The 24775-nt window shown below is 73.3% G+C and carries 20 protein-coding genes; 14 read left to right on the top strand and 6 right to left on the bottom strand.

What is annotated here, in order from left to right; translation table 11 throughout:
* Positions 1–13: 13 nt before the first annotated feature.
* Genes ACZDYF_RS13655 through ACZDYF_RS13635 form a run of 5 tightly spaced genes read left to right on the top strand, consistent with a single transcriptional unit; the run spans position 14 to position 4959 of the window.
* Entirely contained in the window at positions 14–889 is an 876-nt protein-coding gene (locus ACZDYF_RS13655) for a hypothetical protein (RefSeq protein ID WP_364076736.1), read from the top strand.
* The gene (locus ACZDYF_RS13650; RefSeq protein ID WP_191792128.1) at positions 886–1635 is read left to right on the top strand and encodes a hypothetical protein; all 750 of its coding nucleotides are present in this window, start codon (positions 886–888) and stop codon (positions 1633–1635) included. The genes ACZDYF_RS13655 and ACZDYF_RS13650 overlap by 4 nt, the downstream gene beginning before the upstream one ends.
* Positions 1632–3089: an efflux RND transporter periplasmic adaptor subunit gene (locus ACZDYF_RS13645; RefSeq protein ID WP_475057790.1), complete on the top strand. Its 1458-nt coding sequence runs from the start codon at positions 1632–1634 to the stop codon at positions 3087–3089. The genes ACZDYF_RS13650 and ACZDYF_RS13645 overlap by 4 nt, the downstream gene beginning before the upstream one ends.
* Positions 3086–3787: an ABC transporter ATP-binding protein gene (locus ACZDYF_RS13640; protein WP_191792130.1), complete on the top strand. Its 702-nt coding sequence runs from the start codon at positions 3086–3088 to the stop codon at positions 3785–3787. The genes ACZDYF_RS13645 and ACZDYF_RS13640 overlap by 4 nt, the downstream gene beginning before the upstream one ends.
* Positions 3784–4959 (top strand): ABC transporter permease, encoded by a 1176-nt coding sequence (locus ACZDYF_RS13635; RefSeq protein ID WP_475057783.1) that lies wholly within the window; start codon positions 3784–3786, stop codon positions 4957–4959. The genes ACZDYF_RS13640 and ACZDYF_RS13635 overlap by 4 nt, the downstream gene beginning before the upstream one ends.
* Before the next feature lie 34 nt (positions 4960–4993).
* On the opposite strand, the gene ACZDYF_RS13630 is transcribed toward ACZDYF_RS13635, so the two are convergent.
* The 4 genes from ACZDYF_RS13630 to ACZDYF_RS13615 form a co-directional block, all read right to left on the bottom strand.
* Positions 4994–6016, bottom strand: a complete 1023-nt coding sequence (locus tag ACZDYF_RS13630) for an NUDIX hydrolase (RefSeq protein ID WP_364076725.1) — start codon at positions 6014–6016, stop codon at positions 4994–4996.
* A complete protein-coding gene (locus ACZDYF_RS13625) occupies positions 6013–8346 on the bottom strand; it encodes an RNA degradosome polyphosphate kinase (RefSeq protein WP_239527323.1) in 2334 nt (777 codons plus the stop codon). Before ACZDYF_RS13625 ends, ACZDYF_RS13630 begins: the two co-directional genes overlap by 4 nt.
* Complete coding sequence (gene mshD / locus ACZDYF_RS13620) at positions 8343–9329, bottom strand: mycothiol synthase (RefSeq protein WP_475057778.1); 987 nt, start codon at positions 9327–9329, stop codon at positions 8343–8345. The genes ACZDYF_RS13625 and mshD overlap by 4 nt, the downstream gene beginning before the upstream one ends.
* Before the next feature lie 64 nt (positions 9330–9393).
* A complete protein-coding gene (locus ACZDYF_RS13615) occupies positions 9394–10674 on the bottom strand; it encodes an alpha/beta hydrolase (protein WP_475057775.1) in 1281 nt (426 codons plus the stop codon).
* Between the two features lie 174 nt (positions 10675–10848).
* Between ACZDYF_RS13615 and ACZDYF_RS13610 the strand changes: the two genes are divergently transcribed.
* Genes ACZDYF_RS13610 through recQ form a run of 3 tightly spaced genes read left to right on the top strand, consistent with a single transcriptional unit; the run spans position 10849 to position 15357 of the window.
* A complete protein-coding gene (locus ACZDYF_RS13610) occupies positions 10849–12096 on the top strand; it encodes an NAD(P)-binding domain-containing protein (protein ID WP_475057772.1) in 1248 nt (415 codons plus the stop codon).
* Positions 12093–13508: an MFS transporter gene (locus tag ACZDYF_RS13605; protein ID WP_475057767.1), complete on the top strand. Its 1416-nt coding sequence runs from the start codon at positions 12093–12095 to the stop codon at positions 13506–13508. Before ACZDYF_RS13610 ends, ACZDYF_RS13605 begins: the two co-directional genes overlap by 4 nt.
* Positions 13468–15357 carry a DNA helicase RecQ gene (gene recQ, locus ACZDYF_RS13600; protein ID WP_475057764.1) on the top strand — a complete coding sequence of 630 codons (1890 nt, stop codon included), beginning with the start codon at positions 13468–13470 and terminating at the stop codon, positions 15355–15357. The genes ACZDYF_RS13605 and recQ overlap by 41 nt, the downstream gene beginning before the upstream one ends.
* 35 nt (positions 15358–15392) lie before the next feature.
* On the opposite strand, the gene ACZDYF_RS13595 is transcribed toward recQ, so the two are convergent.
* Positions 15393–16076, bottom strand: a complete 684-nt coding sequence (locus tag ACZDYF_RS13595; RefSeq protein ID WP_204807435.1) for a GNAT family N-acetyltransferase — start codon at positions 16074–16076, stop codon at positions 15393–15395.
* 175 nt (positions 16077–16251) lie between these two features.
* Between ACZDYF_RS13595 and ACZDYF_RS13590 the strand changes: the two genes are divergently transcribed.
* Positions 16252–17106, top strand: a complete 855-nt coding sequence (locus tag ACZDYF_RS13590; protein ID WP_204807437.1) for a hypothetical protein — start codon at positions 16252–16254, stop codon at positions 17104–17106.
* A 137-nt stretch (positions 17107–17243) separates the two neighbouring features.
* On the opposite strand, the gene acs is transcribed toward ACZDYF_RS13590, so the two are convergent.
* Positions 17244–19274, bottom strand: coding sequence for an acetate--CoA ligase (acs, locus tag ACZDYF_RS13585; protein WP_475057754.1), 2031 nt, complete (start codon positions 19272–19274; stop codon positions 17244–17246).
* A gap of 354 nt (positions 19275–19628) precedes the next feature.
* Here acs and ACZDYF_RS13580 point away from each other — a divergent pair, with 354 nt between their 5' ends.
* The 5 genes from ACZDYF_RS13580 to ACZDYF_RS13560 are packed head-to-tail and all read left to right on the top strand — an operon-like array spanning position 19629 to position 24753.
* Positions 19629–21227, top strand: a complete 1599-nt coding sequence (locus ACZDYF_RS13580; protein WP_475057749.1) for an ABC transporter substrate-binding protein — start codon at positions 19629–19631, stop codon at positions 21225–21227.
* Entirely contained in the window at positions 21224–22312 is a 1089-nt protein-coding gene (locus ACZDYF_RS13575) for an ABC transporter permease (RefSeq protein WP_475057746.1), read from the top strand. Before ACZDYF_RS13580 ends, ACZDYF_RS13575 begins: the two co-directional genes overlap by 4 nt.
* The gene (locus ACZDYF_RS13570) at positions 22305–23126 is read left to right on the top strand and encodes an ABC transporter permease (RefSeq protein WP_204807440.1); all 822 of its coding nucleotides are present in this window, start codon (positions 22305–22307) and stop codon (positions 23124–23126) included. The genes ACZDYF_RS13575 and ACZDYF_RS13570 overlap by 8 nt, the downstream gene beginning before the upstream one ends.
* The gene (locus ACZDYF_RS13565; RefSeq protein WP_475057740.1) at positions 23123–24091 is read left to right on the top strand and encodes an ATP-binding cassette domain-containing protein; all 969 of its coding nucleotides are present in this window, start codon (positions 23123–23125) and stop codon (positions 24089–24091) included. Before ACZDYF_RS13570 ends, ACZDYF_RS13565 begins: the two co-directional genes overlap by 4 nt.
* A complete protein-coding gene (locus ACZDYF_RS13560; protein WP_475057733.1) occupies positions 24091–24753 on the top strand; it encodes an ABC transporter ATP-binding protein in 663 nt (220 codons plus the stop codon). Before ACZDYF_RS13565 ends, ACZDYF_RS13560 begins: the two co-directional genes overlap by 1 nt.
* Positions 24754–24775 lie beyond the last annotated feature (22 nt).

The following is a 24775-nucleotide window of genomic DNA, read 5'->3' as shown; positions in this document are numbered from 1 at the left end:
TTCCGTGAGGTCTGTGCGACTCACGGCCGGGTGCGCCCTCGCCGTCCTGCTGCTCTCCGGGTGCTCCGGAGCGGCGGCAGGCGGCGAGGCCGCGTCTGGCCGGTTCGACTCACCCTTCGCCCTCCCGCTCGAGAGTCGCTTCGTCGACCTCGCGCTCTACGGTGCTGCGGTCGACGCATTCATGGCTGAATGCATGGCGGAGTCCGGGCTGGAATACACGGTGGGGACATGGGACGTGAATCAGCCCGCGGTGCACGCGTTCAGCGCTCTGGGATATCCGAACCTCGAGCGGGACGTTGTCGAAGAATTCGGCTATCGGGCGCCGAGGGACCCGCGTTTGATCGAGCCGCCGGCTGATCTTTCCGGGAGTATTCCACCCGGTGAGGAAGAGAGATACGCGAAAGCACAGCAGGCGTGCACGGAGGAGTCCCGCGGGCCCGTGCCGGACATCGCGTCCCCCGCCAACGTGCTGCTGCAGCTCAACGCCAAGAGTCAGGACATGGCCCTGGAGGACCAGCGCATCCGCATCACGACGAGCGTCGAGCGGTGGCGTGAGTGCGTCGTGAAGGCGGATCCGCCGGTCGGCGACGCGGGCGGCACGCCCCTCGACTTTCGGGTCTCGGTGCTGAAGACCGTGGACGCCCGTGAGGGCTGGGCGGGAACCGGTGACTCCCACATGCGGCCGGCGCCCGTCGACGAGGTCGAGGCGGCGAGGATCGACGTGGGGTGCAGGCAGCAGTCAGGTTATGACGAGGCGTTCTTCTCGGCCGTCGGTGAGGCGCAGGAACGGCTCGTCACCGAGCATGGAGAAGTACTCGAAGGGGTGGAGGACTCGATGAACGAGATCCAGCTGGCGATTGACCACTACGTGCTCGAGGGGCAGAAGTGAGGGCGGGCGCGCGCGGTCGTGCCGCGGCCCGGTCGGGCCTCGTCGGGACCCTGGGGCTCGTGCTGCTGCTGAGCGCCTGCTCCTCGACCTCGGACGGGGTCGCCTCGTTGGAGGAAGAGGGCGGCGGCGCCGTGCGCGGGGGGTACGCCGACGAGAAGACGGCGGACTACGCGGACTGCCTGACGGACGTCGGGTTGAGCGTGCACGCCGAGACCGAGGGCTCGTTCAAGGGGTTCCTCGTGATCGAGGGAGCCCAGATCCTCGGAGACACGGACACCTCGCCGATCGGAGTCGACGGGGAGGACCGGGACGCGGACATCAAGAAGTGCCGTGCCGAGTTCTCCGGCGCGAAGGACCTGCTCGACGCCTCTACCACGGTCGACCTCCCCGTCGAGGACACGCTCGTCGACGACGACGTGGCCGCGGCGAGCCGGGCGTGGGCCCAGTGTGCCCGCGACGCCGGGTTCGCGATGATCGCCGACCCGGTCGTGGACATGGTGGTCATCCCCGAGGGGCTCACGGTCGAGCAGGCGCAGCAGCTCGGCAGCGCGTGCTCGAAGCCGATCGCCGACGCGGGCGACCCCACGCCCCACTTCGACTACCAGGCCGCCGTGAAGGTCGAGGGCGGCGGGCTGGACATCGCACCGTACATGAAGGCGATCGAGGGACCGATCTACGCGAACGTCACGAGTGGGGGACCTCCGAGCGGGGGAGCGCCGTCCGACGGCGGCACGGAGGCCCCGTGAAGCGGATCGCCAAGCTCGTCATCGCCTTCAGCACGCTCGGCGTGATCGGCGCGGCGACGCTCGGCGGGACGTGGCTCGCCGGGGCGGACGAGGACGAGAAGAAGGCGTCGACCGAGGTGCGCACCGCCGTCGTCGAACGCGGTGCGCTCTCGGCGGGCATGCGGCTGACGGGGAACCTGACCCGCGGGGCGGTCACGCAGCTGTCCGGCTCCGGGGAGGGCGTCCTCACGGCCCTCCCCGCGGCCGGGGCGGAGATCGCGGCCGGGCAGGTGCTCTACGAGGTGGACGGGAGGCCGGTCTTCCTCCTGACCGGGACGACCCCCCTGTGGCGGGCGCTCAAGCTCGGGGACGCCGGCCCGGACGTGCTCATCCTCAAGTCCTCGCTCGCGGCCCTCGGCCACGACGTCGGCGATGCCTCCTCCGACGTCTACGACACCAAGACCTCGGACGCCGTCGCAGCCCTCTACCGTGCCGCCGGCAAGACGCCACCCTCGGAGACGAGCGAGGGCAAGAAGTCCGTCGATGACGCGCAGGCCGGACTGGTCGCCGCCAACCAGGGGGTCGTGACCGCGAAGAAGGCGCTCTTCGCCGCGGACGTCCGGCCCGACGCGCTCACCATCGCCCAGGCGGACGCCGCTGTGGCAGACGCCGCGACGGCGCTCGACGAGGCAGCCGCGAGCGGCGCGAGCACCACGCTCCCGCAGGCGCAGCTCGATGCCGCGAAGAAGGCGCGCAAGGCACTCGACGCGCCGCCCGACCTGACCGTGCAGAAGCAAGCCGTCAAGGACGCCGAGCAGCAGGTCGTGGCAGCGAAGAACACGCTCGCGGTCGCTCGTGCGCAGTCGGTGGGGCCTGGCCAGGTGACCGTGCTGAGCTCTCCCTCCATCCGGGTCGAGAAGGTCGCGGGCCGCCTCGGAGGGGCGGCCAACGCCGAGATCGCGCAGTGGACGGGCATGACGACCTTCGTCGAGGCGCCCGTGACGGCGTCCCAGCAGGCCGCGCTCTCGATCGGCGGCGTCGTCCAGGTCCGTGTCCCCTCCGGAGACGTGCTCGAGGGGACCATCGCGGCCGTAGGCTCGGCGCCCGGTGCCTCGGCGGACGCCGACGCCGGTGACGGCGAGGAGGGCGACGGCGGTGGAGGCGCAGCGGGTACGGGCGGGGACGGCGCAGGGGCCAAGACGGTCCTGCGGGTGGACATCGCCGACCAGGCGGCAGCTGCCCCGCTCGCGGGGTCCGCGGTCACGATCGAGGTGTCGACCGACGTCGCGGAGGACGCGCTCATCGTCCCGGTGACCGCGTTGCTCGCGCTCGCCGAAGGGGGCTACGCCGTCGAGCGCGTGACGAAGGGCGATCGTGTGGAGCTCGTCGCCGTGGAGCTCGGGCTCATCGCGGAGGCACGGGTCCAGGTCTCCTCGGACGCGCTCGAGGCGGGCGACCGGGTGCAGATCCCGTGACGACGGACGGCGCCCCGGCCATCGCGATCCGTGACGTCACCAAGGAGTTCCCCACAGGGGGCGGAACCTTGCGTGTGCTCCACGGGATCGACCTCGAGATCGGCCCGTCCGAGCACGTCGCGGTCGTCGGGCCGTCGGGGTCCGGGAAGTCGACGCTCCTGTCCATCATGGGCACCCTCGAGAGCCCGACCACGGGAGACGTCGTCGTGGGCGGTCGATCGACCGCGACGATGACGGACGGCGACAAGGCGGCCCTGCGGTCGCGGGCCTTCGGGTTCGTCTTCCAGCAGTTCCACCTCATCGGACACGTGAACGCCACCCGGAACGTCGAGCTGGGCCTGCTGTACGCCGGGTTCGCGCCCAAGGAACGTCACGAACGCGCACGGCACGCCCTCGATCGCGTGGGGCTCGGCTCCCGCACCGACCACCGACCGGGGCAGCTCTCGGGCGGTGAGCAGCAGCGTGTGGCCGTGGCCCGAGCACTCGCGCACGACCCACAGGTGGTGTTCGCCGACGAGCCGACCGGCGCCCTCGACCAGGCGACGGGGGCGTCCGTCATGGAGCTCCTGCGGGGCCTCAGCGGGACGGCGCTCGTCGTCATCACGCACGACGAGACGATCGCCGCGTCGTTGCCCCGGCTCGTCCGCGTGCGCGACGGGCGGATCGAGCAGGACGTCCGCCAGGGGACGCTCGCATGACGACGCGCCTGTCCTTCGCCGACATGGTCGGCACAGCGACGCTCGGCCCGAGGTCGCGTCCCCTGCGAGCCCTCCTGTCGATCCTCGGGATCGGGATCGGGATCGCCACGCTCGTCGCGGTCATGGGAATCGCCGGAACCAACCAGGCGCACACGCGGGCACAGCTCGAGGCCCTCGGGTCCAACGTGCTCGAGGTCGCTCCGGGCGACGGCCCGGACGGGGTCGTCCCGCTCCCCGGCACCGCCTCGGAGATGATCCGCCGGATCGGACCCGTCGAGGGCGCCGCAGCGACCCGGGACCTCAAAGGCCTGCACGCGTACCGTACGGACCTCGTCCCCGGGACCATGGGCAACGGGCTCACGGTCGCGGCCGTCGAGCCGGAGCTCGCGGTCACGATGGACCTGACTGTCGCCGACGGCAGGTGGTTCGACGAGTCGACCTCGGCGCTGCCGGCCGTCGTCCTCGGGTCCTCGACCGCCCGACTGCTCGGGGTGTCCAGCATCGGGCAGCGGGTCTGGATCGGCGACGCCTGGTACGGGGTGCTGGGGATCCTCTCGCCCTCGCAGCTCGCGCCCCAGCTCGACACGAAGGCCCTGATCGGTGACCGGTGGGCCCTGGCCAACGTCGACGAGGCGGCGATCACCACGATCTACGTCCGCACGCGCAGCGGTGAGGCGACCACGGTCCGACCCGTGATCCCCGCCACGGCGAACCCCGCCGCACCGTTCGCCGTGAAGGTGGGGGCGCCGTCCCGGCTGGAGAAGGCGCAGACCGCTGTCGACGGCTCGTATCGGGCGCTCGCGCTCGGACTCGCGACCATCGCACTCCTGGTCGGCGCGATCGGCATCGTGAACACGATGGTCATCGCCGTGCTCGAGCGGCGCGGAGAGATCGGCCTGCGCCGCGCCGTCGGCGCCCGGTCCGGGCAGGTGCGGCTCCAGTTCGTCGTCGAGGCGGCGCTGCTCGGGTTGGTCGGCGGTGTGGCGGGATCGGTGATCGGTGTGCTCGTGACGCTCGGCTACGGGATCGCCACCGGCATGTCGCCGAAGGTCGACCTGTGGGCGGGCGTGGTGGGGATCGTCCTGGCGGTGCTCGTCGGTGCAGCAGCCGGCGCCTACCCGGCGTCGCGTGCGGCCAAGCTCTCGCCGACGCAGGCCCTGCGCGGCGCGTGACGACGGTTGCCGGCCCGCTCTGGCACCCGCCGCGTCAGTGCAGCGGCGGTGCGACCTTCTCCGCCGCGAGCACCCTCGGGCCCTTGGCCGTGTCCGCGACGTGCGCGACCAGCATCTCGCCCGGCTCCAGGAACGGGTCCCTGCTCGGCAGCGCGTTCGCGACCGGTCGTCGCGAGTGCTGGCCCAGGACGTCGAGCACCGTGGGCAGCACGGGCCGGTGCGTGCACAGCACGGTCGACCGCTCGGACTCGAGGAGCTCGCGCACCGTGCGTGCGACGCGCGACGGCGACCGCTCGTGCTGGGCCTCGGACAGGTGGTCGATCGAGATCCGGTCCAGGCGCGCGGCCTCGGCGTACGGAGAGATGGTCTGCTCGCAGCGGTTCCACCGGCTCGTGACCACGGCATTGACGCCGTACGCCGCGAGCACGGGCACCAGGGCGGCCGACTGCGCGTGCCCCGCGGGCGTGAGGGGCCGGTCCTCCTCGGCGCCGTGCCACGCCGCGCGGGTCACGGCCTTGCCGTGGCGGGCGATCACGACCACGCGGGTCGCGAGCCGGTCCTGGGCGAACTCCTCGGCCAGCGCCGCGAGCGGCCCGCGGTCCGCCTTGCGGGTCACGCGCCGGGCCGCGTCCTCGACGCCGAGCCACACGGAGTCGTCGATCTCGTCGACGGACACCGGGGGCACGGGCGCACGCGCGGCGAGGGGGCCCGCGTCGCGGACCCGCTTGGCCTGCCGCGCGGCCCAGTAGTGCACGCGCTTCACACGGCCCTCGGGCGTGAGGTACTGGAGCCCCGGCAGCGGTACGCCGAGGACGACGGGCCTGCCCGTCTCCTCCGCGACCTCGCGCACCGCAGCCGTCTGGAAGGCCTCGCCCGGGTCGAGCTTGCCCTTGGGCCACGACCAGTCGTCGTAGCGCGGCCTGTGCACCAGCTTGACCTGGAGCTCACCGTCGCGCACCCGCCACACGAGCCCGCCCGCGGACTCGATCACGGGGGCGTGGGGGACGTGCGTGGGGCCGAGCGTGTCCACGAGCGGGGCGAACGAGGACGAGCTCATCGACCCATGCCCAGCCGCCGGCGTTGTCGGGTGATCAGGGTCGACTGGATGTCCATGAGCGGACCGTCGGGGCCGACCGCGTGCCGCTCCCACGACCCGTCGCTCTGCAGGTGCCACGAGGCCGTGCCGTCGTCCATCGAGACGTCGATGAGGTCGATCAGGTCCGAGACCTGCTGGGGGTCCACGAGCCGCACCAGGGTCTCGACGCGGCGGTCGAGGTTGCGGTGCATCAGGTCGGCCGACCCGATGAAGACCTCGGGCCCGGACTCGGGGCCGTCGGCGATCGCGGGCCCGCCCGAGTTGGCGAACGCGAAGATCCGCGAGTGCTCCAGGAACCGGCCCAGGATGGACCGGACCCGGATGTTCTCGCTCAGTCCGGGGACCCCGGGGCGGATCGCGCAGATCCCGCGCACCACCAGGTCGACCTTCACACCGGCCTGCGAGGCCCGGTACAGGGCGTCGATGATGGTCTCGTCGACGACCGAGTTGACCTTGAACTTGACCCACGCGTCGCGCCCCTCGCGAGCCGCGACGGCTTCGCGCTCGATCCGCTCGACGAGCCCCGAGCGCACCGAGCGGGGCGCGACGAGGAGCCGGTGGAACCGGGACTGGGGTGCGTAGCCGGAGAGCTGGTTGAACAGCCGCGTGAGGTCCTGGCCGACCTCGGGGTCCGCGGTGAGCAGCCCGAGGTCCGTGTACAGGCGTGCGGTCTTGGGGTTGTAGTTGCCCGTGCCGACGTGGCAGTAGCGCACGAGGCCCTCGGGCTCCTGGCGGACCACGAGCGAGAGCTTGCAGTGGGTCTTGAGCCCGACGATCCCGTACACGACGTGCACGCCCGCCTGCTCGAGCTTGCGGGCCCAGGAGATGTTGGCCTGCTCGTCGAAGCGGGCCTTGATCTCGACGAGCGCGAGGACCTGCTTGCCGGCCTCGGCCGCGTCGATCAGGGCGTCGACGATGGGCGAGTCGCCCGACGTCCGGTACAGCGTCTGCTTGATCGCGAGCACGTTCGGGTCGGCCGCGGCCTGCTGCAGGAACGTCTGGACCGACGTCGAGAACGAGTCGTACGGGTGGTGCAGCAGGATGTCGCGGTCGCGGATCGCGGCGAACACGTCGGTCGGGCTCGCGCTCTCGACCTCCGCGAGGAAGCGGTGCGTCGTCGGCACGAAGCGCGGGTAGTGCAGGTCCGCGCGGTCGAGGTCCGCGATGAGGTTGAGCCCCGTGAGGTCGAGCGGCGCGGTGAGCTTGAAGACCTCGTCGTCGGCGACGTCGAGCTCTCGCACGAGGAGCTGACGAATGCGAGGGCTGATCCCGTCGGCGATCTCGAGGCGCACGGGCGGGCCGAACCGGCGGCGCAGCAGCTCCTTCTCCATGGCCTGGAGCAGGTTCTCGGCGTCGTCCTCCTCGACCTCGACGTCCTCGTTGCGCGTCACGCGGAACGTGTGGTGCTCGCGCACCTCCATGCCGGGGAACAGGTGGTCGAGGTGCTGCGAGATGACGTCCTCGAGCGGCACGAACGACGTGGGGCCCTTGTCCGGGTCGGCGGCCTGCGAGCTGGGTGCGGACGGGCGCCCGCGCGAGTCGACCGCGATGAAGCGCGGCAGCAGCGGCGGCACCTTGACGCGCGCGAAGTGCTCCTTGCCCGTCGTCGGGTTGACCACGACGACCGCGAGGTTGAGCGAGAGCCCCGAGATGTACGGGAAGGGGTGCGCGGGGTCCACCGCGAGCGGCGTGAGGACGGGGAAGATCTGCTTGCGGAAGAACTTGTGCAGGCGCTCCTGCTCGCGCGTGTCGAGCTCTTCCCAGCGCAGCAGCGAGATGCCCTCGGTCGCGAGCGCGGGCTGCACCTGGTCGGAGAACACCGCGGCGTGGCGGGACATGAGCTCGTGCGCGCGCTCGCTGATCGCGTCGAGGACCTGGCGCGGGGTCAGCCCGGACGCGGCCGTGACCGCGAGGCCCGTCGCGATGCGTCGCTTGAGTCCTGCGACGCGGACCATGAAGAACTCGTCGAGGTTCGACGCGAAGATCGCGAGGTACCGCACGCGTTCCAGCAGCGGCTGCGACTCGTCCTCCGCGAGCTCGAGCACGCGCTGGTTGAACGAGAGCCAGCTCAGCTCGCGGTCGGCGAAGCGGTCGGCCGGCAGGGGCGCGGCGTCGAGCACCTCCACGTCGATCGTGCCCGTGACCGGTTCCTCCTCGGCGATGTGCTCGGCGATGTGCGCCGCGAGCTCGGGGTCGAGGACGGCTCGCGGGCTGGACGCCCGGACGGCTTCCGGCTGCTGGTCCGGGCGCGCGGGGGTGCGGACGCCGGGACGGACGGTGGAGTCGGTCATGACTTCATGGTGGCATCACTCGGTGAACTTTGGGTGACGGGATTCACTGCCGGCGGGCCGTACTGGACGTCGACCGTGTCCTTGCCGAACCCCGCCCCGAGGTAGGTCCTCGTCGCGGCGGCGTTGTCGCCGTCGACGTAGAGGACGGCGCGGTCGAGCCCGCGCGCGGCGAGGTGCGCGAGCCCCACGGCGGTCAGCACCTTCCCGAGCCCCTGGCCCTGGGCGTCGGGGTCGACGCCGACGACGTAGATCTCGCCCTCGCGCACGTCCCCCGGCTGGTCGGTGGGCACCTTGGTCCACAGCGAACCGGCGAGCGAGCCGTCCGCGCGCTCGAGGAGGAAGAAGCCCTCGGGGTCGAACCAGTCCTCGGCGACGCGGGCGTCGAGGTCGGCCTGGTCGAGGCGGCCCTGCTCGGGGTGGTGCGCGAAGGCGCGCGCGTTGACGCGGAGCCACGCTGCGTCGTCGGGACCGGGGCGGAACGTGCGCAGGCTCAGGCCCGCGGGCACCTCGGGGCGCTCCCACGTCCCGGACCGCAGGTCGAGCCCCATCTTCCACAGCTCGCGCACGACGACGAGCCCCGCGTCGGCCGCGAACGCCCGCGCGGCGGGGAGGTCGCCGTGCGCCCACACGTGCAGGACGCCACCGTGCTGGCCGGGCTCGCCCGAGCGTGCGGGCAGGGTCGCGTCGCGCTGCGCGGTGCGCAGCAGCATGCGCCCGGTCCGACGGCGGCGCGCGGCCGGGTGCACCACGAGCTCGGCGCTCGCGACGTCGCCGCCGCGGTCGACCTGGGCGTACCCGGTGACCGTTCCCTCGTCGTCGTACGCGACGACGTGCGTGAGGTCCTCGTCGTCGACGCCCAGGCGCAGGAGGGGCTGCTCGGAGAGGGGGGCGACGCCGTCGGACTCCTGGGCGGCCGCGGCCAGGGCGCGGACCTCGTCCGCGGTGGCCGGGTCGAGCGGGCCGATCTCGAGGGGGGAGCGCATGGCTCCATCCCATCACGTCGGGCGCGCGGTCACCGAGTCGTCGGCGGGTCGTCGAGCGTCCGGTTCAGGGCTGCGCCAAGTGCTCGGAGAGGAACATCAACCCGTACGGCAGGCCCACGTGGACCATGGCCCACGTGTGCCCCTGGCCCTTCTCCTCGCGCAGCTCGACGGTCTGGCCGCGCTCGGTGAGCACCGCGGCGAGCCGGCGGTTGGCCTCGCGGTCCTTGCGGGGCGACTCGGTGCCGCCGTCGAGGAACACCGCGACGGGCTGGGGGAAGTCCATGGTGGGGAGGTAGTGGCTGGGGGAGTTGGCGTCGAACTCCTGCCGCGTCGCGAGCATCCTGCGGCCGCCGTCACCCGGGTCGCCGTACGGTTCGAGCGCCATGATCGCGCCGAACGTGTCGAGGTGTCGCAGTCCCAGGTTGAGCGCGCAGAAGCCGCCCGAGGACATCCCGCCGATCGCGCGGTGCGCGCGGTCGGGCACGGTCGGGAAGTTCTCGTCGACCCAGGGGATCACCACGTCCGTCACGTACGTCTCGACCTGGGCGCCGCCCGTGGTCGAGTCGAGGCACTCGGTGTCCCGCGCCGAGGGGCCCTTCCCGTTGACGTCGACCGCGACGAGGATCATGGGCTCGACCAGGCGGGCCTCCAGCAGCGTGTCCATGACGTTCGCGCTGTCGGCCGCGGCGAACCAGTCGCTCGGCTGACCCGGGCTGCCGTGGAAGAGGTAGACGACGGGGTAGCGCGTGGTTGCCGCAGGGTCGAAGCCGGGCGGCGTGTAGACCCAGGTCGTGCCGTCGGCCATGCGCAGGTCGGGGGCCGTGACGGGGGTCGAGGTCACCGACCCCGCCGTCGACGAGCCGTCGCGCTCCGACGGCTCGTCCCGGTGGCTGGGCGGCGGGTCGACGAGCCCCCACCCGGCCATCGTGGTGCGGAAGGCCGCGACGTTGGGCACGTAGCCCGCGTACGCGTTGACCGCGGCCGTGACCGCCAGGATCACGAGGAGCCCCGACGCGACGGTCCCCACCCAGGTGCGCCACGCGCCGCGCCCGCGTGCGCTGCCGTCCGTGCCGCCGCCGCCGTCCGCGCCGTCGCCGGGGTCCGCGCGGCGCGCCGCAGCGCGCCGCCGCCGGTCCCACGCGACGAGGACCGCGACCAGGACCGCCGCAGCCGCGAGCAGCCCGACCGTCCACCACGACGACACCCAGTCGCTGCGTCCCGCGAGCTCGCGCAGCACCGCGGGGGGCAGGGTCGCGCCGGTCTCGGGCTCGGGGAGCGGCACGGACGAGGACGGCAGCGAGGCGCCCGGCAGGGGCGCGCCGGGAAGGACGTCGAACGGGGTCACCCCTCCAGGGTGCCCGCTGCGCACAGGTCGCACCGGGCGGACACCCAGGCGGCCGTCAAGGTCCACCGGACGTTCACGGGCTGTCCCCGCGGTGCGCGCGCATGCCCGGCCCGCTGTGCGGCGCGTCACGGGCGGTCCCGGATGAGTCCCGGCGCCCGCGGGGTTGGAACGGGAGTGAGCACCTCGTCCGCGCAGGCACAGCCGTTCGACGTCGACGTCCTCGTGGTGGGCGCCGGACAGGCCGGCCTCTCGGCCGCGTTCCACCTGCGGCGGCGGGGCTTCGTCCCGCTCGGGCGTGACGGCCGTCCGTCGAGCGCACCCGACGACGGTGCGGCCTCGGGAGCCCCGCGCACCTTCGTGGTGCTCGACTCCTCGCCCGCCCCGGGGGGTGCGTGGCAGTTCCGCTGGCCGTCGCTCACGATGGCGCAGACGCACGCGGTGCACGACCTGCCCGGCCTGGCCCTCGACGCGGGCGACCCGCAGGAGAGCGCGAGCACCGCCGTCGGGCGGTACTTCGGCGCGTACGAGCAGGTCAACGACCTGCGGGTGCTGCGGCCCGTCGCGGTGCGCGAGGTGCGAGACGACGCGTCGGGGGCGCTGCTCGTCGAGGCGACCACGCCCGACGGGCCCGTGGCCTGGCGCGCCCGGACGCTCGTCAACGCGACCGGGACGTGGACCAAGCCGTTCTGGCCCTGGTACCCGGGCCGTGAGACGTTCGCGGGCACGCAGCTCCACACGCACGACTTCGGTGCCGCCGAGGACTTCGCGGGCAAGCGCGTGGTCGTCGTGGGCGGCGGCGCGTCCGCGACCCAGTTCCTGCTCCAGATCGCTCCCCACGCGGCCTCGACCACGTGGGTCACGCGCCGCGAGCCCGTGTGGGTCGGTGGCCCGTTCGACGAGAACCGGGGGCGCGACGCCGTGGCCCTCGTCGACGAGCGGACGCGCGCGGGTCTCGCGCCGGAGAGCGTCGTGTCGGTCACGGGCCTGCCGCTCACGCCCGCGTACGAGGCGGGCATCGCGTCGGGCATCCTGCGGCGCCTGCCGATGTTCTCCCGCGTCGTGCCCGACGGCGTGGCGTGGGACCCCGGCGTCCGTCCCGACGGCGTGACGCACCAGGGCGCGGACGTGATCCTGTGGGCCACGGGCTTCCGGGCCGCGCTCGACCACCTCGGGCCGCTGGGGCTGCGCGGCCCCGGGGGCGGGATCGTGATGGACGGGCCGACCGTGGTCGCCGACCGCCGCGTCCAGCTCGTCGGGTACGGCCCGAGCGCGTCGACCATCGGGGCGAACCGGGCCGGGCGGGAGGCGGTGCGGGCCGTGCTGCGGGTTCTCGACACGGAGATGTCAGGACCAGCGGGGGATCCAGGTCATGCTCGCCCTGACAGCTCGGTGGTGGCGCCCGCCACTAGGCTGCCGAGGTGACCCCCGAACCCCTGCCCGAGCCTGCCGACCCGACCGTCGACCAGCCCGTCGACCGCGTCCAGCGGCGGACCGTCTCCGTCCTCGCCGCAAGCCAGGTCTTCGGGGGGATCGGGGTCGCGACCGGTATCTCGGTGAGCTCGCTCATCGCGTCCGAGCTCTCGGGCTCCGACGCCGTCGCGGGCCTCGCCCAGACCACGGCCGTCGTCGGCGCTGCGATCGTCGCCCTGCCGCTCTCACGCCTCGCCGAACGCCACGGCCGACGCCGGTCGCTCACCACCGGGTACGTCGTCGCGTTCCTGGGAGCGCTCCTTGCGGCGACCGCGACCCTCCTCCAGACCTGGCCCCTCCTGCTCGCCGGGATGCTCCTGTTCGGGGCAGGGTCCGCGACCGGCCTCGCGTCCCGCTTCACCGCGACCGACCTCGCCCGCCCCGAACGCCGCGCCACCGACCTCTCGGTCGTGATCTGGGCGACGACCATCGGGTCGGTCCTCGGACCGAACCTCGCCGGAGCGACCGAGAAGCTCGGCCTCCTGCCCGGCCCGGCCGGGGAGCACGGTGCGCACGGCACGTCCGCCGCACCGCTGCTCGTCGCCTCCCTCGCGTTCGCCGCGGCTGCAGCCTCCGTCTGGCTGCTCCTGCGCCCCGACCCGCTCCACGTGGCCGCGGCCCGTGCGGTGGCGGGCACGAGCCGGACCGCCGCCCGCGCACCCGCCGACGCGGCGCCGTCGGGCCTCGTGGACGTGCCGAGCCCCGCCGGCACCCCGGCGCCGCCGCGCCCGGGCTTCCGCGCCGGGCTCGCCGCCGGGTGGGCCGTGATCCGCGCGTCCGCGACCGCGCAGCTCGCGCTCGCGGCGATCGTCGTGAGCCACCTCGTGATGGTCGGGCTCATGTCCATGACGCCCGTGCACATGGGGCACGGCGGCGCGAGCCTGCAGATCATCGGGATCGTCATCAGCGCGCACATCGCGGGCATGTACGTCCTCAGCCCCGTGATCGGGTGGGCCGCGGACAAGGTCGGCCACTCCCGCGTGCTCGTGGTGGGCGGCGCGATCCTGCTCGCCTCGGCCGTGATCGTCGCCGGGGCGCCGAGCGACGACTCGGCGCGGCTGACCGTCGGGCTCGTGCTGCTCGGCGTGGGCTGGTCGTGCGGGCTCGTGGCCGGGTCGGCGCTGCTCATCGACGCGACGCCCGCGACCGACCGGACCCAGGTCCAGGGACTGTCCGACTTCGCGATGAACCTCGGCGGAGCAGTCGGCGGGGTGCTCGCCGGGATCGTCATCGCCGTCTCGTCCTACGCCGCGCTGTCCTGGAGCGCCGCAGCGCTGCTCGTCGCCTACCTCGTGCTGGTCGCGGGCAGCCTCCTGAGGAAGGATGGGCCGCGATCCCCCGGACCCCGGCCGACCCGAGCGTGAAGGAAGCACCCACCCCGTGACAGCATCCGCCCTGCCCGAGACCCGCACCGCGCTCGACGTCCTGACGACCGTCTTCGGGTACGACCACTTCCGGGGCGACCAGGCGGAGATCATCGACACCGTCCTGCGCGGGCAGGACGCGCTCGTCCTCATGCCCACAGGTGGGGGCAAATCGCTGTGCTACCAGATCCCCGCGCTCCTGCGGCCAGGGACAGGCGTGGTCGTCTCGCCCCTCATCGCCCTCATGCAGGACCAGGTGGACGCGCTGTCCGCCCTCGGGGCACGCGCCGGGTTCCTCAACTCGACCCAGTCGCTGCCCGAGCGCCGCGCGGTCGAGGAGGCCTTCCTCGCCGGAGAGCTCGACCTGCTGTACCTGGCCCCCGAGCGCCTCGGGGTGCCCGAGACCGTGCGTCTCCTGCAGGCGGGGAAGGTGTCCCTGTTCGCGATCGACGAGGCCCACTGCGTCTCGGCCTGGGGCCACGACTTCCGACCCGACTACCTGCGGCTGACGGTGCTCGCCGAGACGTGGCCCGACGTCCCGAGGATCGCGCTCACCGCGACCGCGACCCGGCAGACGGCCGACGAGATCGTCCGACGGCTCGAGCTGCACGACGCGCGCACCTTCGTCTCGAGCTTCGACCGCCCCAACATCACGTACCGCATCGCACCCAAGGACTCCCCGCGCACCCAGCTCGTCGACCTGATCCGGGCCGAGCACGCCGGGGACGCGGGCATCGTCTACTGCCTCTCGCGCGCCTCGGTCGAGACCACCGCCGAGCACCTGAACGCGCACGGGATCCCGGCGCTGCCCTACCACGCGGGCATGCCCGCCACCCTGCGCGCAGCCAACCAGTCGAGGTTCCTGCGCGAGGACGGCATCGTCATGGTCGCGACCATCGCGTTCGGCATGGGCATCGACAAGCCCGACGTGCGGTTCGTCGCGCACCTCGACCTGCCCAAGTCGGTCGAGGGCTACTACCAGGAGACGGGCCGCGCCGGACGAGACGGCCTACCGTCGACCGCGTGGCTCGCGTACGGGCTCCAGGACGTCGTCCAGCAGCGCCGCATGATCGACACGTCCGAGGGCGACGCGGCGCACAAGCGTCGGATGGGCGCGAACCTCGACGCGATGCTCGCCCTGTGCGAGACCGTCACGTGCCGCAGGGTCCAGCTCCTCGCGTACTTCGGCCAGGACGGGCCCGCGTGCGGGAACTGCGACACGTGCCTCACCCCACCCGAGTCGTGGGACGGGACCGTCGCCGCGCAGAAGGTCCTGTCGACCGTCCTGCGCCTGGAACGTCAGGGGCAGCGCTACGGCGCCGGGCACGTCGTCGACATCCTCACCGGGAAGCAGACGCCGCGGGTCGCCTCGCTCGGGCACGACCAGCTGCCCGTCTTCGGGGTCGGCGCGGACCTCAGCGCCACCGAGTGGCGCACGGTCGTCCGGCAGATCCTCGCGCAGGGCCTGCTCGGCGTCGACAGCGAGGGCTACGGGACCCTGAGCCTGACCGAGGCCGCGGACCCGGTGCTCGGAGGCGCGCAGGAGGTCCGGCTGCGCCGGGACGTGCGGGTCAAGGCCTCGCGCACCCGCAAGCCCGCAGCCGCTGCCGCCGACGCGGAGCTGACCCCCGACGCCGCGGCGCGCATGGAGAAGCTGCGCGCCTGGCGGAGCGCGACCGCGAAGGAGAGCGGGGTACCGGCCTACGTCGTCTTCCACGACGCGACCCTGCGGGCGCTCGCGCAGCGCCACCCCGCCTCGATCGACGACCTGTCCGACGTCAGCGGGATCGGCGCCGCCAAGCGCGAGCGGTACGGCGCCGCGATCCTGGAGGTCCTCGCGGAGGGGTAGCGCGCGTCCGGTGTGCGGCGTCCGGGCGTGTGCCGTCAGCGTCCGCCGAGCAGCTTGTAGAAGATCGTCGTCGACACGAGCGCGCCACCCGCGACCTTCGCGAACCCGGGGACGGCGCCGACCTCTGTCCAGCCCCAGCGCCGGTACAGGGACTCGGCCAGGCTGCCCGTCTCGGTGTCGAGCGTCAGCAGCGTGAGCCCCTCGGCGCGCGCGAAGCGTTCGATCGTCGCCATGAGCCCCGGTGCGAACCTGTGACCGCGCGCCTGACGGTGGACCAGGAGCTTGACGACCTCGGCGCGGTGCGTGCCGTTGGCCTTCGAGGTCAGGGCGAGCGAGGCGGTCGCGACGATCCTCCCCGACTCGTCACGACCGACCCACGTGCGGTGGTCAGGGTCTGCGAGGAACGCGGACCACCAGGCCGTCGCAGCCTCCTTGGTCGGCGCCTCGACCCAGCCGACGCTCGCGCCGCCCTGGACGCAGTCGACCAGCACGTCGGCGAGGTGCGACAGGTCGGCCGTCCTGGCGGCGAGGCTGTCGAGCAGCGAGAGCCCGGCCGGGGCGCTCGCCGGACCCGGGCGGCCCGGGGCGGAGCGGCCGTCCTGGCCGGGCCTGCCGGATCCCCCCGGACGGCCCGACCGGACCGTGGCCCCGCCGTGGCGGGACGGGGAGGTGAGCGCGCCGCCACCGGGCGCGGGGAAGGTGAGGGGTTCGATGCGCATGGCCGTCACCGTAGCCACGGTGCGTTTCGACCCCGTGAACGGCAGGGGAGGCTCGTGTGACAGAACCCGCCCCGGACTGTCAGGGCGAGCGCGGCCTGGGGACCTCGCTGGTCGCGGCGACCCGGCCGGGGCGCGTCGCCGCGCGCCGCCCGCTCCCACCGGGGAGACTGGTCCCGTGCTCCTCAGCCTGCTCGCCGCCGTCGCCGCCGCGATCGGCTACGGCGTCAGCACCGTCATGCAGGCCGTCGCGGCCCGCCGCGCGCAGGGGCTCGCCGTGGTGCGGCAGCCGCTCGTGATCCTCGCGTTCACGGTCGACCTCGTCGCGTGGCTGTTCTCGCTCGTCGCGCTCGACCACCTGCCGCTGTTCGTGGTCCAGGCCGTGCTCGCGAGCTCGCTCGTCGTCACGGTGCTGCTCGCCAGGATGTTCTTGTCCGTGCCCATGCGGCGGATCGACGTCGCGGCCATGACGGCCATCGTGGCAGCGCTCGTGGTGCTCGGGATCGCGGGCGGTGAGCAGCCCGCACCTGTCCCGCCGGACTGGTTCACGCCCGTGCTCATCGGGGTGGCCGTGGGGCTCGCGGTCCTGGCGCTGGTGTTCTACAAGGCCGGGACCCCTGTGCTGCTCGCGCTGATCGGGGCGCTCGGGTACTCGGGGGCGGCCGTCGCAGCCCGAGGCGCGCACGCCTCGGGGGACATCTGGGACACGATCTTCCAGCCGCTCGCGATCGCGATCGTCGTGTTCGGGGTCGTGGGTGCGCTCGCCTACCTGCGCTCGCTCGAGCACGGCAAGGTCGGGACGAACGCCGCGATCCTGTCGGTCGTCGAGGTCGTCGTCCCGGGGGCCGTGGGCATCGCCGTCCTGGGTGACACGATCCGCTCGGGCTGGGACCCGGCGGTCGCCGTCGCGGCGCTCGTCGCGCTCGCGGGCTGCGTGGTCCTCGCGACGAGCCCTGCGAACGAGGCGGCCGAGGCGGGGGAGGCGAGCGACGGCGTCGGGCCGTCGAAGGACGCCGCTCCCGAGCCGGCGTAGGGCGCCCCCGGCAGGGCCGGGAAGGCCACGAGGCCCGACGGCGGAGCGCGCCACGTGCGGCGTCCGCACCCGAGGCCTGTCGGGCCTCGGGTGCCGGTCGCCCGGCGCACCGACCAGCTCGGCGCGCCGGGCCCGCCTCAGTCCTCCGAGCCCGCCGGCTTCGCCAGCCCCGACGCGATGAGCGTCATGACGGACGAGTCCGCGAGGGTCGTCGCGTCCCCGACGGTGCGGTTCTCGGCCACGTCGCGCAGCAGGCGGCGCATGATCTTGCCCGAGCGCGTCTTGGGCAGCTCGGGGACCACGAGGATCTTGCGGGGCTTCGCGATGGGCCCGATCTCCTTGGCCACGTGGTTGCGCAGCTCGAGCTCGACGGCCGCGGCCCCCTCCGGGTCTGCCGCGCGGGCCGCGTGCTCGCCGCGCAGGATGACGAACGCGACCACGGCCTGACCGGTCAGCTCGTCCGTGGCGCCCACGACCGCGGCCTCGGCCACGAGCGGGTTCGACACCAGCGCGGACTCGATCTCCGTGGTCGACAGGCGGTGGCCCGAGACGTTCATGACGTCGTCGACGCGCCCGAGCAGCCAGATGTCGCCGTCCTCGTCCTTCTTGGCGCCGTCACCCGCGAAGTAGATGCCCGGGAAGCGGGACCAGTAGGTGTCCTTGAAACGCTCGAGGTCGCCCCAGATGCCGCGCAGCATGGACGGCCACGGCTCCGACAGGACGAGGTAGCCGCCGCCACCGTTCGGCACCGGCTGCGCGTTGTCGTCGACCACGTCCGCGACGATGCCCGGCAGCGGCACCTGGGCCGAGCCCGGCTTGGTCGTGGTCACGCCCGGCAGGGGCGAGATCATGATCGCGCCCGTCTCGGTCTGCCACCACGTGTCGACGATGGGTGCCTTGTCGCCGCCGATGACGCGGCGGTACCACATCCACGCCTCCGGGTTGATGGACTCACCGACCGAGCCCAGGACGCGCAGGCTCGTGAGGTCGAACTTGTTCGGGATCTCCTCGCCCCACTTCATGCACGCGCGGATCGCGGTGGGCGCCGTGTAGAAGATCGAGACCTTGTACTTCTCGATGATCTCCCACCAGCGGCCCTGGTGCGGGGAGTCGGGCGTGCCCTCGTAGATGACCTGCGTCGCGCCGTTGAGCAGCGGACCGTACGTCACGTAGGAGTGGCCCGTGACCCAGCCGATGTCCGCGGTGCACCAGTAGACGTCGGTCTCGGCCTTGAGGTCGAACACGTTCTTGTGCGTGTACGACGCCTGCGTCAGGTAGCCGCCCGTCGTGTGCAGGATGCCCTTGGGCTTCCCGGTGGTGCCCGACGTGTAGAGGATGAACAGCGGGTGCTCGGCCTCGACCCACACGGGCGTGTGCTGGACGTCGGCCGCCTCGAGGGCGTCGTGCCACCAGACGTCGCGCCCCTGCGTCCACTCCACGTCCTGCCCGGTGCGTCGCACCACGAGGACGTGCTCGACCGTCGTGGCCTCGGCACCCTCCTTGGGAGCGAGGGCCTCGTCGACCGCGGGCTTGAGCGCCGACGCGGACCCACGGCGGTAGCCGCCGTCCGCGGTGATGACGACCTTGGCCTCGGCGTCCGCGATGCGGCTGCGCAGCGCGTCGGCCGAGAACCCGCCGAACACCACGGAGTGCGGGGCACCGATGCGGGCGCAGGCCAGCATCGCGACGACGGCCTCGACGATCATGGGCAGGTAGATGACGACGCGGTCGCCCGTGGTCACGCCGAGCGCGTTCAGTGCGTTGGCCGCGCGCGAGACCTCGCGCTGCAGGTCCGCGTAGGTGACGGTGCGCGTGTCGCCCGGCTCGCCCTCGAAGTGGATCGCGACGCGGTCGCCGTTGCCCGCCTCGACGTGACGGTCCACCGCGTTGTACGCCGCGTTGAGCGTGCCGTCGGCGAACCAGCGCGCGACGGGCGCGTTCGACCAGTCGAGCGTCTCGGTGAACGGCGTCCGCCACGACACGAGCTCGGTGGCCTGACGCGCCCAGAACGCGAGACGGTCGGCCTTGGCCTCCTCGTACAGGGCCGGCTGGGCGTTGGCCTGAGCGGCGAACTCAGGGCTGGGCGGGAAGCTGCGCTCCTCGTGGAGAAGGTTCTCCAGACCCGGCGACTCGGGCTGCCCGTCGACCTGGTTCTCCGTGGTGGTCACATTCTCAGGCACTCTTACCTCCGGTGCGCATCGACTCTGGTGCGGGGCTCGTGACGTGAGATCCCCTCCGCCCGCGAGGTGGTGGGAAGGGTGCGAGACACGTCGAGCGACGGGGCCTGTCCTGCCCCGACTGGGCGAGTCTAGACCCCAACGGGTGACCGGCGTCACTGCTTCCCGAAAATGGCGAGGGTGCTGACAAAACGGTGCGCGCCGTCGTCGGGCCGGTTCCTCATGCGACACGGTCGCAACGGTGCCACGATGGCGGGAACCCGAACTACTGACCAGGTGCGCAGCGCTGCGCACTGCGAAGGGAACGTCGTGGCGCTGTCTCGAGCAGTACGTCCTGTGCTTCCGGTGGTCGCCCTGAGCGGCGTCCTGGTCCTCGCCGCGTGCACCGCGCCGGGAGGGAGCGCCGACGGCACGAGCCCGGGCGGGAGCACCGAGGGCATCGTGCTCGCCGACGGGTACGAGCTCGGGGGGTACAACCCCGTCGCGGGCTTCGGGGCCGCGGGCGAGGCCAAGATGTACGACGGCCTGGTCCGCCTCACCGGGGGCGAGGGAATGCCAGGGTTCGAGCCCGCGCTCGCCGCCGAGCTGCCCACGGCCAACGAGGACGCGACCGTGTGGACCGTGAAGATCCGCCCGGGCGTCACGTTCTCCGACGGCAGCACGTTCGGCCCCGAGGACGTCGTCGCGACGTACGAGGCCATCCTGGACCCCGCGTCCGCGTCCGAGGCACGCTCGTCGTTCGACATGATCGAGGAGGTCGTCCAGGTGGGCGACGACACGGTCGAGCTCCGCCTCGCCTACTCGTACGCGCCGCTCCTGACGAAGATGCTCATCGGCATCGTGCCGTCGGAGGCCGTCGCGACCCCCGGCCTCGCGGCCGACTCCGCGCTCAACACCGCGCCGGTCGGGACCGGGCCGTACACGCTCGTCGACCTGTCCCCGGACCGCGCGGTCCTCGAGGCCAACGAGGACTACTGGGACGGTGCGCCCGAGGTCAAGAGGCTCACGCTGCTCTACGTCCCCGACGACAACACGCGCGCGCAGCGCATGGCCTCGGGCGAGATCGACGGCACCAACCTGCCGCCGCTGCTCGCGAACACGTTCGAGGGCAAGGACGGCACGACGGTCACCGCGCACACCTCGGCCGACTGGCGCGGCCTGTCCCTGCCCACCGACAACCCCGTCTCGGGCGACCCCGCGGTCCGCATGGCCCTCAACCTGGCCGCGAACCGGCAGTCGATGATCGACGACGTCCTGGGCGGCCACGGGCGCGTGGCCGCCACCCCCATCCCCGAGGTGTACGGCGACGCGTACGAGCCCGGCGCGGTCTTCGCGTACGACCCGGCGCGGGCCGAGCAGATCCTCACCGAGGCCGGCTGGGTCGTGGGCCCGGACGGGATCCGCGTCAAGGACGGGCAGCGCGCGCAGCTCGCGCTCATGTACAACTCGGTCGACACGGTGCGCCGCGACCTGGCGCAGGCCTTCGCGTCCGACGCGCTCGCGGTCGGCGTCGAGGTGAACCTCGAGGCGCTGTCCTGGGACCGGATCGACCCGCGCATCAACACCGACTCGACGCTCCTGGGCGGCGGTGACGAGCCGTTCGACCCCGACACGCAGGCGTACGGCGCCCTGAGCTCGGTGTTCGTCCAGCCCGACGTCGGCAGCATCTACGACAACCCGAGCGACTACCAGGACGCGACGGTCGACGCCGCACTGGAGGTGGGGCGCCGCAGCCTCGACCAGGCCGAGCGCGACGCGGCCTACCGCCAGGTCCAGGACGCGTACATCGACGACCCGGGCTACGTGTACCTCGTGTTCCTCGACCACACGTACGTCTCGAAGGACGCGGGCTGGACCATGTCGGGGCCCGTCCTCGAGCCGCACGCGCACGGCGTGACGTGGGGACCGTGGTGGTCGCTGCAGTCCTGGACGAGAGACCGGTGACCACGGTCCAGGCAGGGCGCGGGCAGCGCCCGGCCGAGCCGGCCGAGCCCGACGGCGCCTCCCGCCCCGGGGAGGACGCAGCACCCTCGGTCCGGGACCTGCGCCGCGGGCGCCACCGCGACGTCTGGGCCATGGTGGGGCGCCGCCTGCTGTTCATCCTGCCCGTCACGGCGGCCGTCTCCGCGGGCCTGTTCGCGGCGGCGAAGTACTCGCCGTTCGACCCGCTCGTCGGCTACCTCGGCACCCGGTACATGACCACGACCGAGGCCGACAAGGCGATCATCTCGGAGCAGCTGGGGTTCGACCGCCCCTGGTACTCGACGTACTGGGGGTGGCTGCAGGACCTGTTCGGCGGGGACCTGGGCCTGTCGCGCTCGTTCAACCAGCCGGTCGCGCAGGTCGTCGCGGAACGCCTGCCGTGGACGCTGCTGCTCGCGGGTACCGCGCTCGCGCTCGCGGTCGTGGTCGCGCTCCTGCTGGGGATCACGGCGGGCGTGCGCAGCGGCGGGGTCGTGGACCGGGCGGTCACGGCGCTGTGCGTCGTGGTGCAGGGGTTGCCGCCGTTCGTCCTGTCGCTCGCCGCGATCGCGGTCTTCGCGCTCACGCTGGGGTGGTTGCCCGCGGCGGGGCTCACGGACGCGGGTGCCGACCCCACCGCCGGTGGCGTCCTGCGGCACCTGGTCCTGCCGGTCGTGGTCCTCGCGGTCGCGCAGGTGCCGTGGCTGCTGCTCGCGGTGCGCGAGTCCGTCGTGACGTCGAAGGGCGAGGACTTCGTCGCGGGGGCCGTCTCGCGCGGCATCCCGACGCGTGCGGTCACGCGCCGCCACATCGTGCCGACCTCGCTCGCGCCGTTCGTCAACATCGTGGGGGTGCGGCTGCCCGAGCTCGTGGTGGGTGCGGTCCTCGTCGAGGAGGTCTTCAGCTGGCCAGGGGTGGCGGGCGCGATCGTGACGTCGGCCCGGGACCTCGACATGGCGCTCCTGGCGTTCCTGACGATCGGGACCACGGTCGTCGTCATGCTCGGGTCCCTCCTCGCGGACGTGGTCGTCGCGCTGATGGACCCCCGGGTGAGCACCGATGGCTAGGCGCCACCTGGTGGTCGCGGGCGCGGTCCTGGCGGTCGTGGTGCTCTACGCGGTCCTGGTCCCGTGGCTCGCGGGTGTCGACGACCGGGTCACGGACTTCGCGCAGGCCCGCCAGGCGCCGTCGTCCGAGCACCTGTTCGGTACCGACTCGGCGGGCCGCGACCTGTTCGTGCGCATCGCGTCGGGCATCCGGACCTCGCTCCTGGTGGCGCTGCTGTGCGCGCTGCTCGCGACCGTGATCGGGGTCGTGGTCGGCACGGCCGCCGGGTTCTGGGGCGGGTGGCCGGACCGGATCATCATGCGGGGCACCGACGCGGTCAACGCCCTGCCGCACCTGCTGCTCGGCATCGTGATCGTGGCGATGTTCCGCGGGAGCCTCCTGGCCATCGTCCTGTCGATCGCGCTGACCCACTGGACGCAGGTCGCGCGCATCGTCCGTTCGGAGATCCTCAGCCTGCGCCAGCGCCCGTTCGTCGACGCCGCGGTCCTGGCGGGAGCGAACCGCCGACAGGTCGCGGTGCGCCACCTCGTGCCGGCCACGGCCCCGCAGGCGCTGATCGCGGTCGTGCTGCTGCTGCCGCACGCGGTGTGGCACGAGTCCACCCTGTCCTTCCTGGGCTTCGGCCTCCCGCCGCACGAGCCGAGCCTCGGCACGCTCCTCGAGGAGGCGCGCAGCTCCCTGCTCCTGGGCGGGTGGTGGACGCTCGTCTTCCCGGCGGCGGTGCTCGTGGTCGTGACGCTCGCGGTCGCGTTCGCGGGCCAGGCGCTGCGCAAGGTCGTCACCCCGCCCCAGCCCTCGGAGCTGAGACTATGAGCACTTCGAGCACTTCGAGCACTTCGAGCACTTCGAGCCCTGCGAGCCCTGCGAGCCTGCGCGTCGAGCACCTCACCGTCCGCCTGCCGCTGCCGTCCGGGTCGGTGGTCCATGCCGCGAGCGACGTGAGCCTCGACGTCCCGCGCGGCACCGTCACGGCGCTCGTGGGGGAGTCGGGCTGCGGCAAGTCGATCCTGGCCTCGGCGGTCATGGACCAGCTCCCGGTGGGGGCCCGCCGGACCGGCGAGATCAGGGTCACCACCCCGCACGGGGTCATCGACGTGTTCGCGGGCGAACCCTTCCGGGGGAGGCACGCGGCCCTCGTCCCGCAGTCGGCGGCCACGCACCTGACCCCTGTGCGCACCGCGCGCTCGCAGCTCGACGAGACGATCGCGGCACTCGGCTCGGCGCGCACGAGCGACGAGCTGGCCGTGCGCGTGGGCCTCGACCCCTCGGCCCTGGACTGCTACCCGCACGAGCTCTCGGGCGGCATGGCGCAGCGCGTCGCCGTGGCCGGGGCGCTCGCGGGGGACCCGTCGGTGATCGTCGCGGACGAGCCCACCGCGAGCCTCGACCGTGCGCTGACCGACAGGGTCCTGGGGCTGCTGCGCGAGTGCGCCGACGACGGCGCCGCGGTCCTGCTCATCACGCACGACCTCGCGTCCCTGGTCCGCACGGGCGTCGCCGACCGGCTCGCGGTCATGTACGCCTCGCGCCTCATGGAGACGGGACCGGCGGCCGAGGTGTTCGACGACCCGTGGCACGACTACACGCGCGACCTCCTGGACGCCCTGCCCTCGCGCGGGCTGCACCCGCTGCCAGGGTCGCCGCCGCAGCTCACCGACCTGCCCGACGACTGCGTCTATCACCTGCGTCGCCCCGGGACACGGCAGTCGGGCGGCCCGACGACCCTCGTCCGGGTCGGCGACCGCTCGTACCGCACGCTGCGCGACGAGGTGGCCTGATGAGCCTCGAGGCACGCGGCGTCGTGGCAGGCTACCGGCGCAAGCCCCCGGTCCTCGTGGACGTGTCGATCAGCGTCCCGGCGGGCTCGATCGTGGGCCTGGCGGGCCCCTCGGGCACGGGCAAGACGACGCTCGCGCGGGTCCTGGCGCTGCTCGACGCCCCGCGCGCGGGGACCGTGAGCATCGACGACCGGGTCGCGACGGGCACGCGGTTCGCGGTCCAGCGGGAGCTGCGGGGGTCCGTGGCGATGCTGTTCCAGTCGCCCCGCGCGTCGACCGACCCGCGGCTGACGTTGCGCTCGATCATCGCCCAGCCCGCCGAGGTGCTCGGGCGTCCGATCGACGTCGAGGGGGTCGCGGCGCGCGTGGGGCTGACGCCGGACCTCCTCGTGCGCAGACCCCACCAGGTGTCCGACGGCCAGCTCCAGCGGGCGTGCCTCGCCCGGGCGCTCGCGCAGCAGCCCCGCTACCTGATCTGCGACGAGGCGACCGCGATGCTCGACGCCGCGACCACCGCGACGCTCGTGCGCCTCGTCGAGGCCGAGGCCGCGGGCGAGGGCGTGGGGGTGCTCCTCATCAGCCACGACGAGGAGCTGCTCGCCGCGTGCTGCTCGCGGGTCGACGCGCTCGCGGACCTGCGACGGGCGCCGGCGCCGCGCTGAACCCCGGCTCTCCGCCCGGGTG

The sequence above is a fragment of the Oerskovia sp. PE-21s genome, from assembly GCF_056158145.1.
The sequence above is the reverse complement of the archived record's forward strand: the minus strand, read 5'-3'. Positions and strand labels throughout refer to the sequence as shown.

What these genes read in the sequence shown, in the direction of transcription:
- ACZDYF_RS13635 (WP_475057783.1), top strand. Translation starts at nt 3,784, where the DNA reads ATGACGACGCGCCTGTCCTTCGCCGACATGGTCGGCACAGCGACGCTC.
- ACZDYF_RS13630 (WP_364076725.1), bottom strand. Translation starts at nt 6,016, where the DNA reads ATGAGCTCGTCCTCGTTCGCCCCGCTCGTGGACACGCTCGGCCCCACG.
- ACZDYF_RS13625 (WP_239527323.1), bottom strand. Translation starts at nt 8,346, where the DNA reads ATGACCGACTCCACCGTCCGTCCCGGCGTCCGCACCCCCGCGCGCCCG.
- mshD (WP_475057778.1), bottom strand. Translation starts at nt 9,329, where the DNA reads ATGCGCTCCCCCCTCGAGATCGGCCCGCTCGACCCGGCCACCGCGGAC.
- recQ (WP_475057764.1), top strand. Translation starts at nt 13,468, where the DNA reads ATGGGCCGCGATCCCCCGGACCCCGGCCGACCCGAGCGTGAAGGAAGC.
- ACZDYF_RS13595 (WP_204807435.1), bottom strand. Translation starts at nt 16,076, where the DNA reads ATGCGCATCGAACCCCTCACCTTCCCCGCGCCCGGTGGCGGCGCGCTC.
- ACZDYF_RS13570 (WP_204807440.1), top strand. Translation starts at nt 22,305, where the DNA reads ATGGCTAGGCGCCACCTGGTGGTCGCGGGCGCGGTCCTGGCGGTCGTG.
- ACZDYF_RS13565 (WP_475057740.1), top strand. Translation starts at nt 23,123, where the DNA reads ATGAGCACTTCGAGCACTTCGAGCACTTCGAGCACTTCGAGCCCTGCG.
- ACZDYF_RS13560 (WP_475057733.1), top strand. Translation starts at nt 24,091, where the DNA reads ATGAGCCTCGAGGCACGCGGCGTCGTGGCAGGCTACCGGCGCAAGCCC.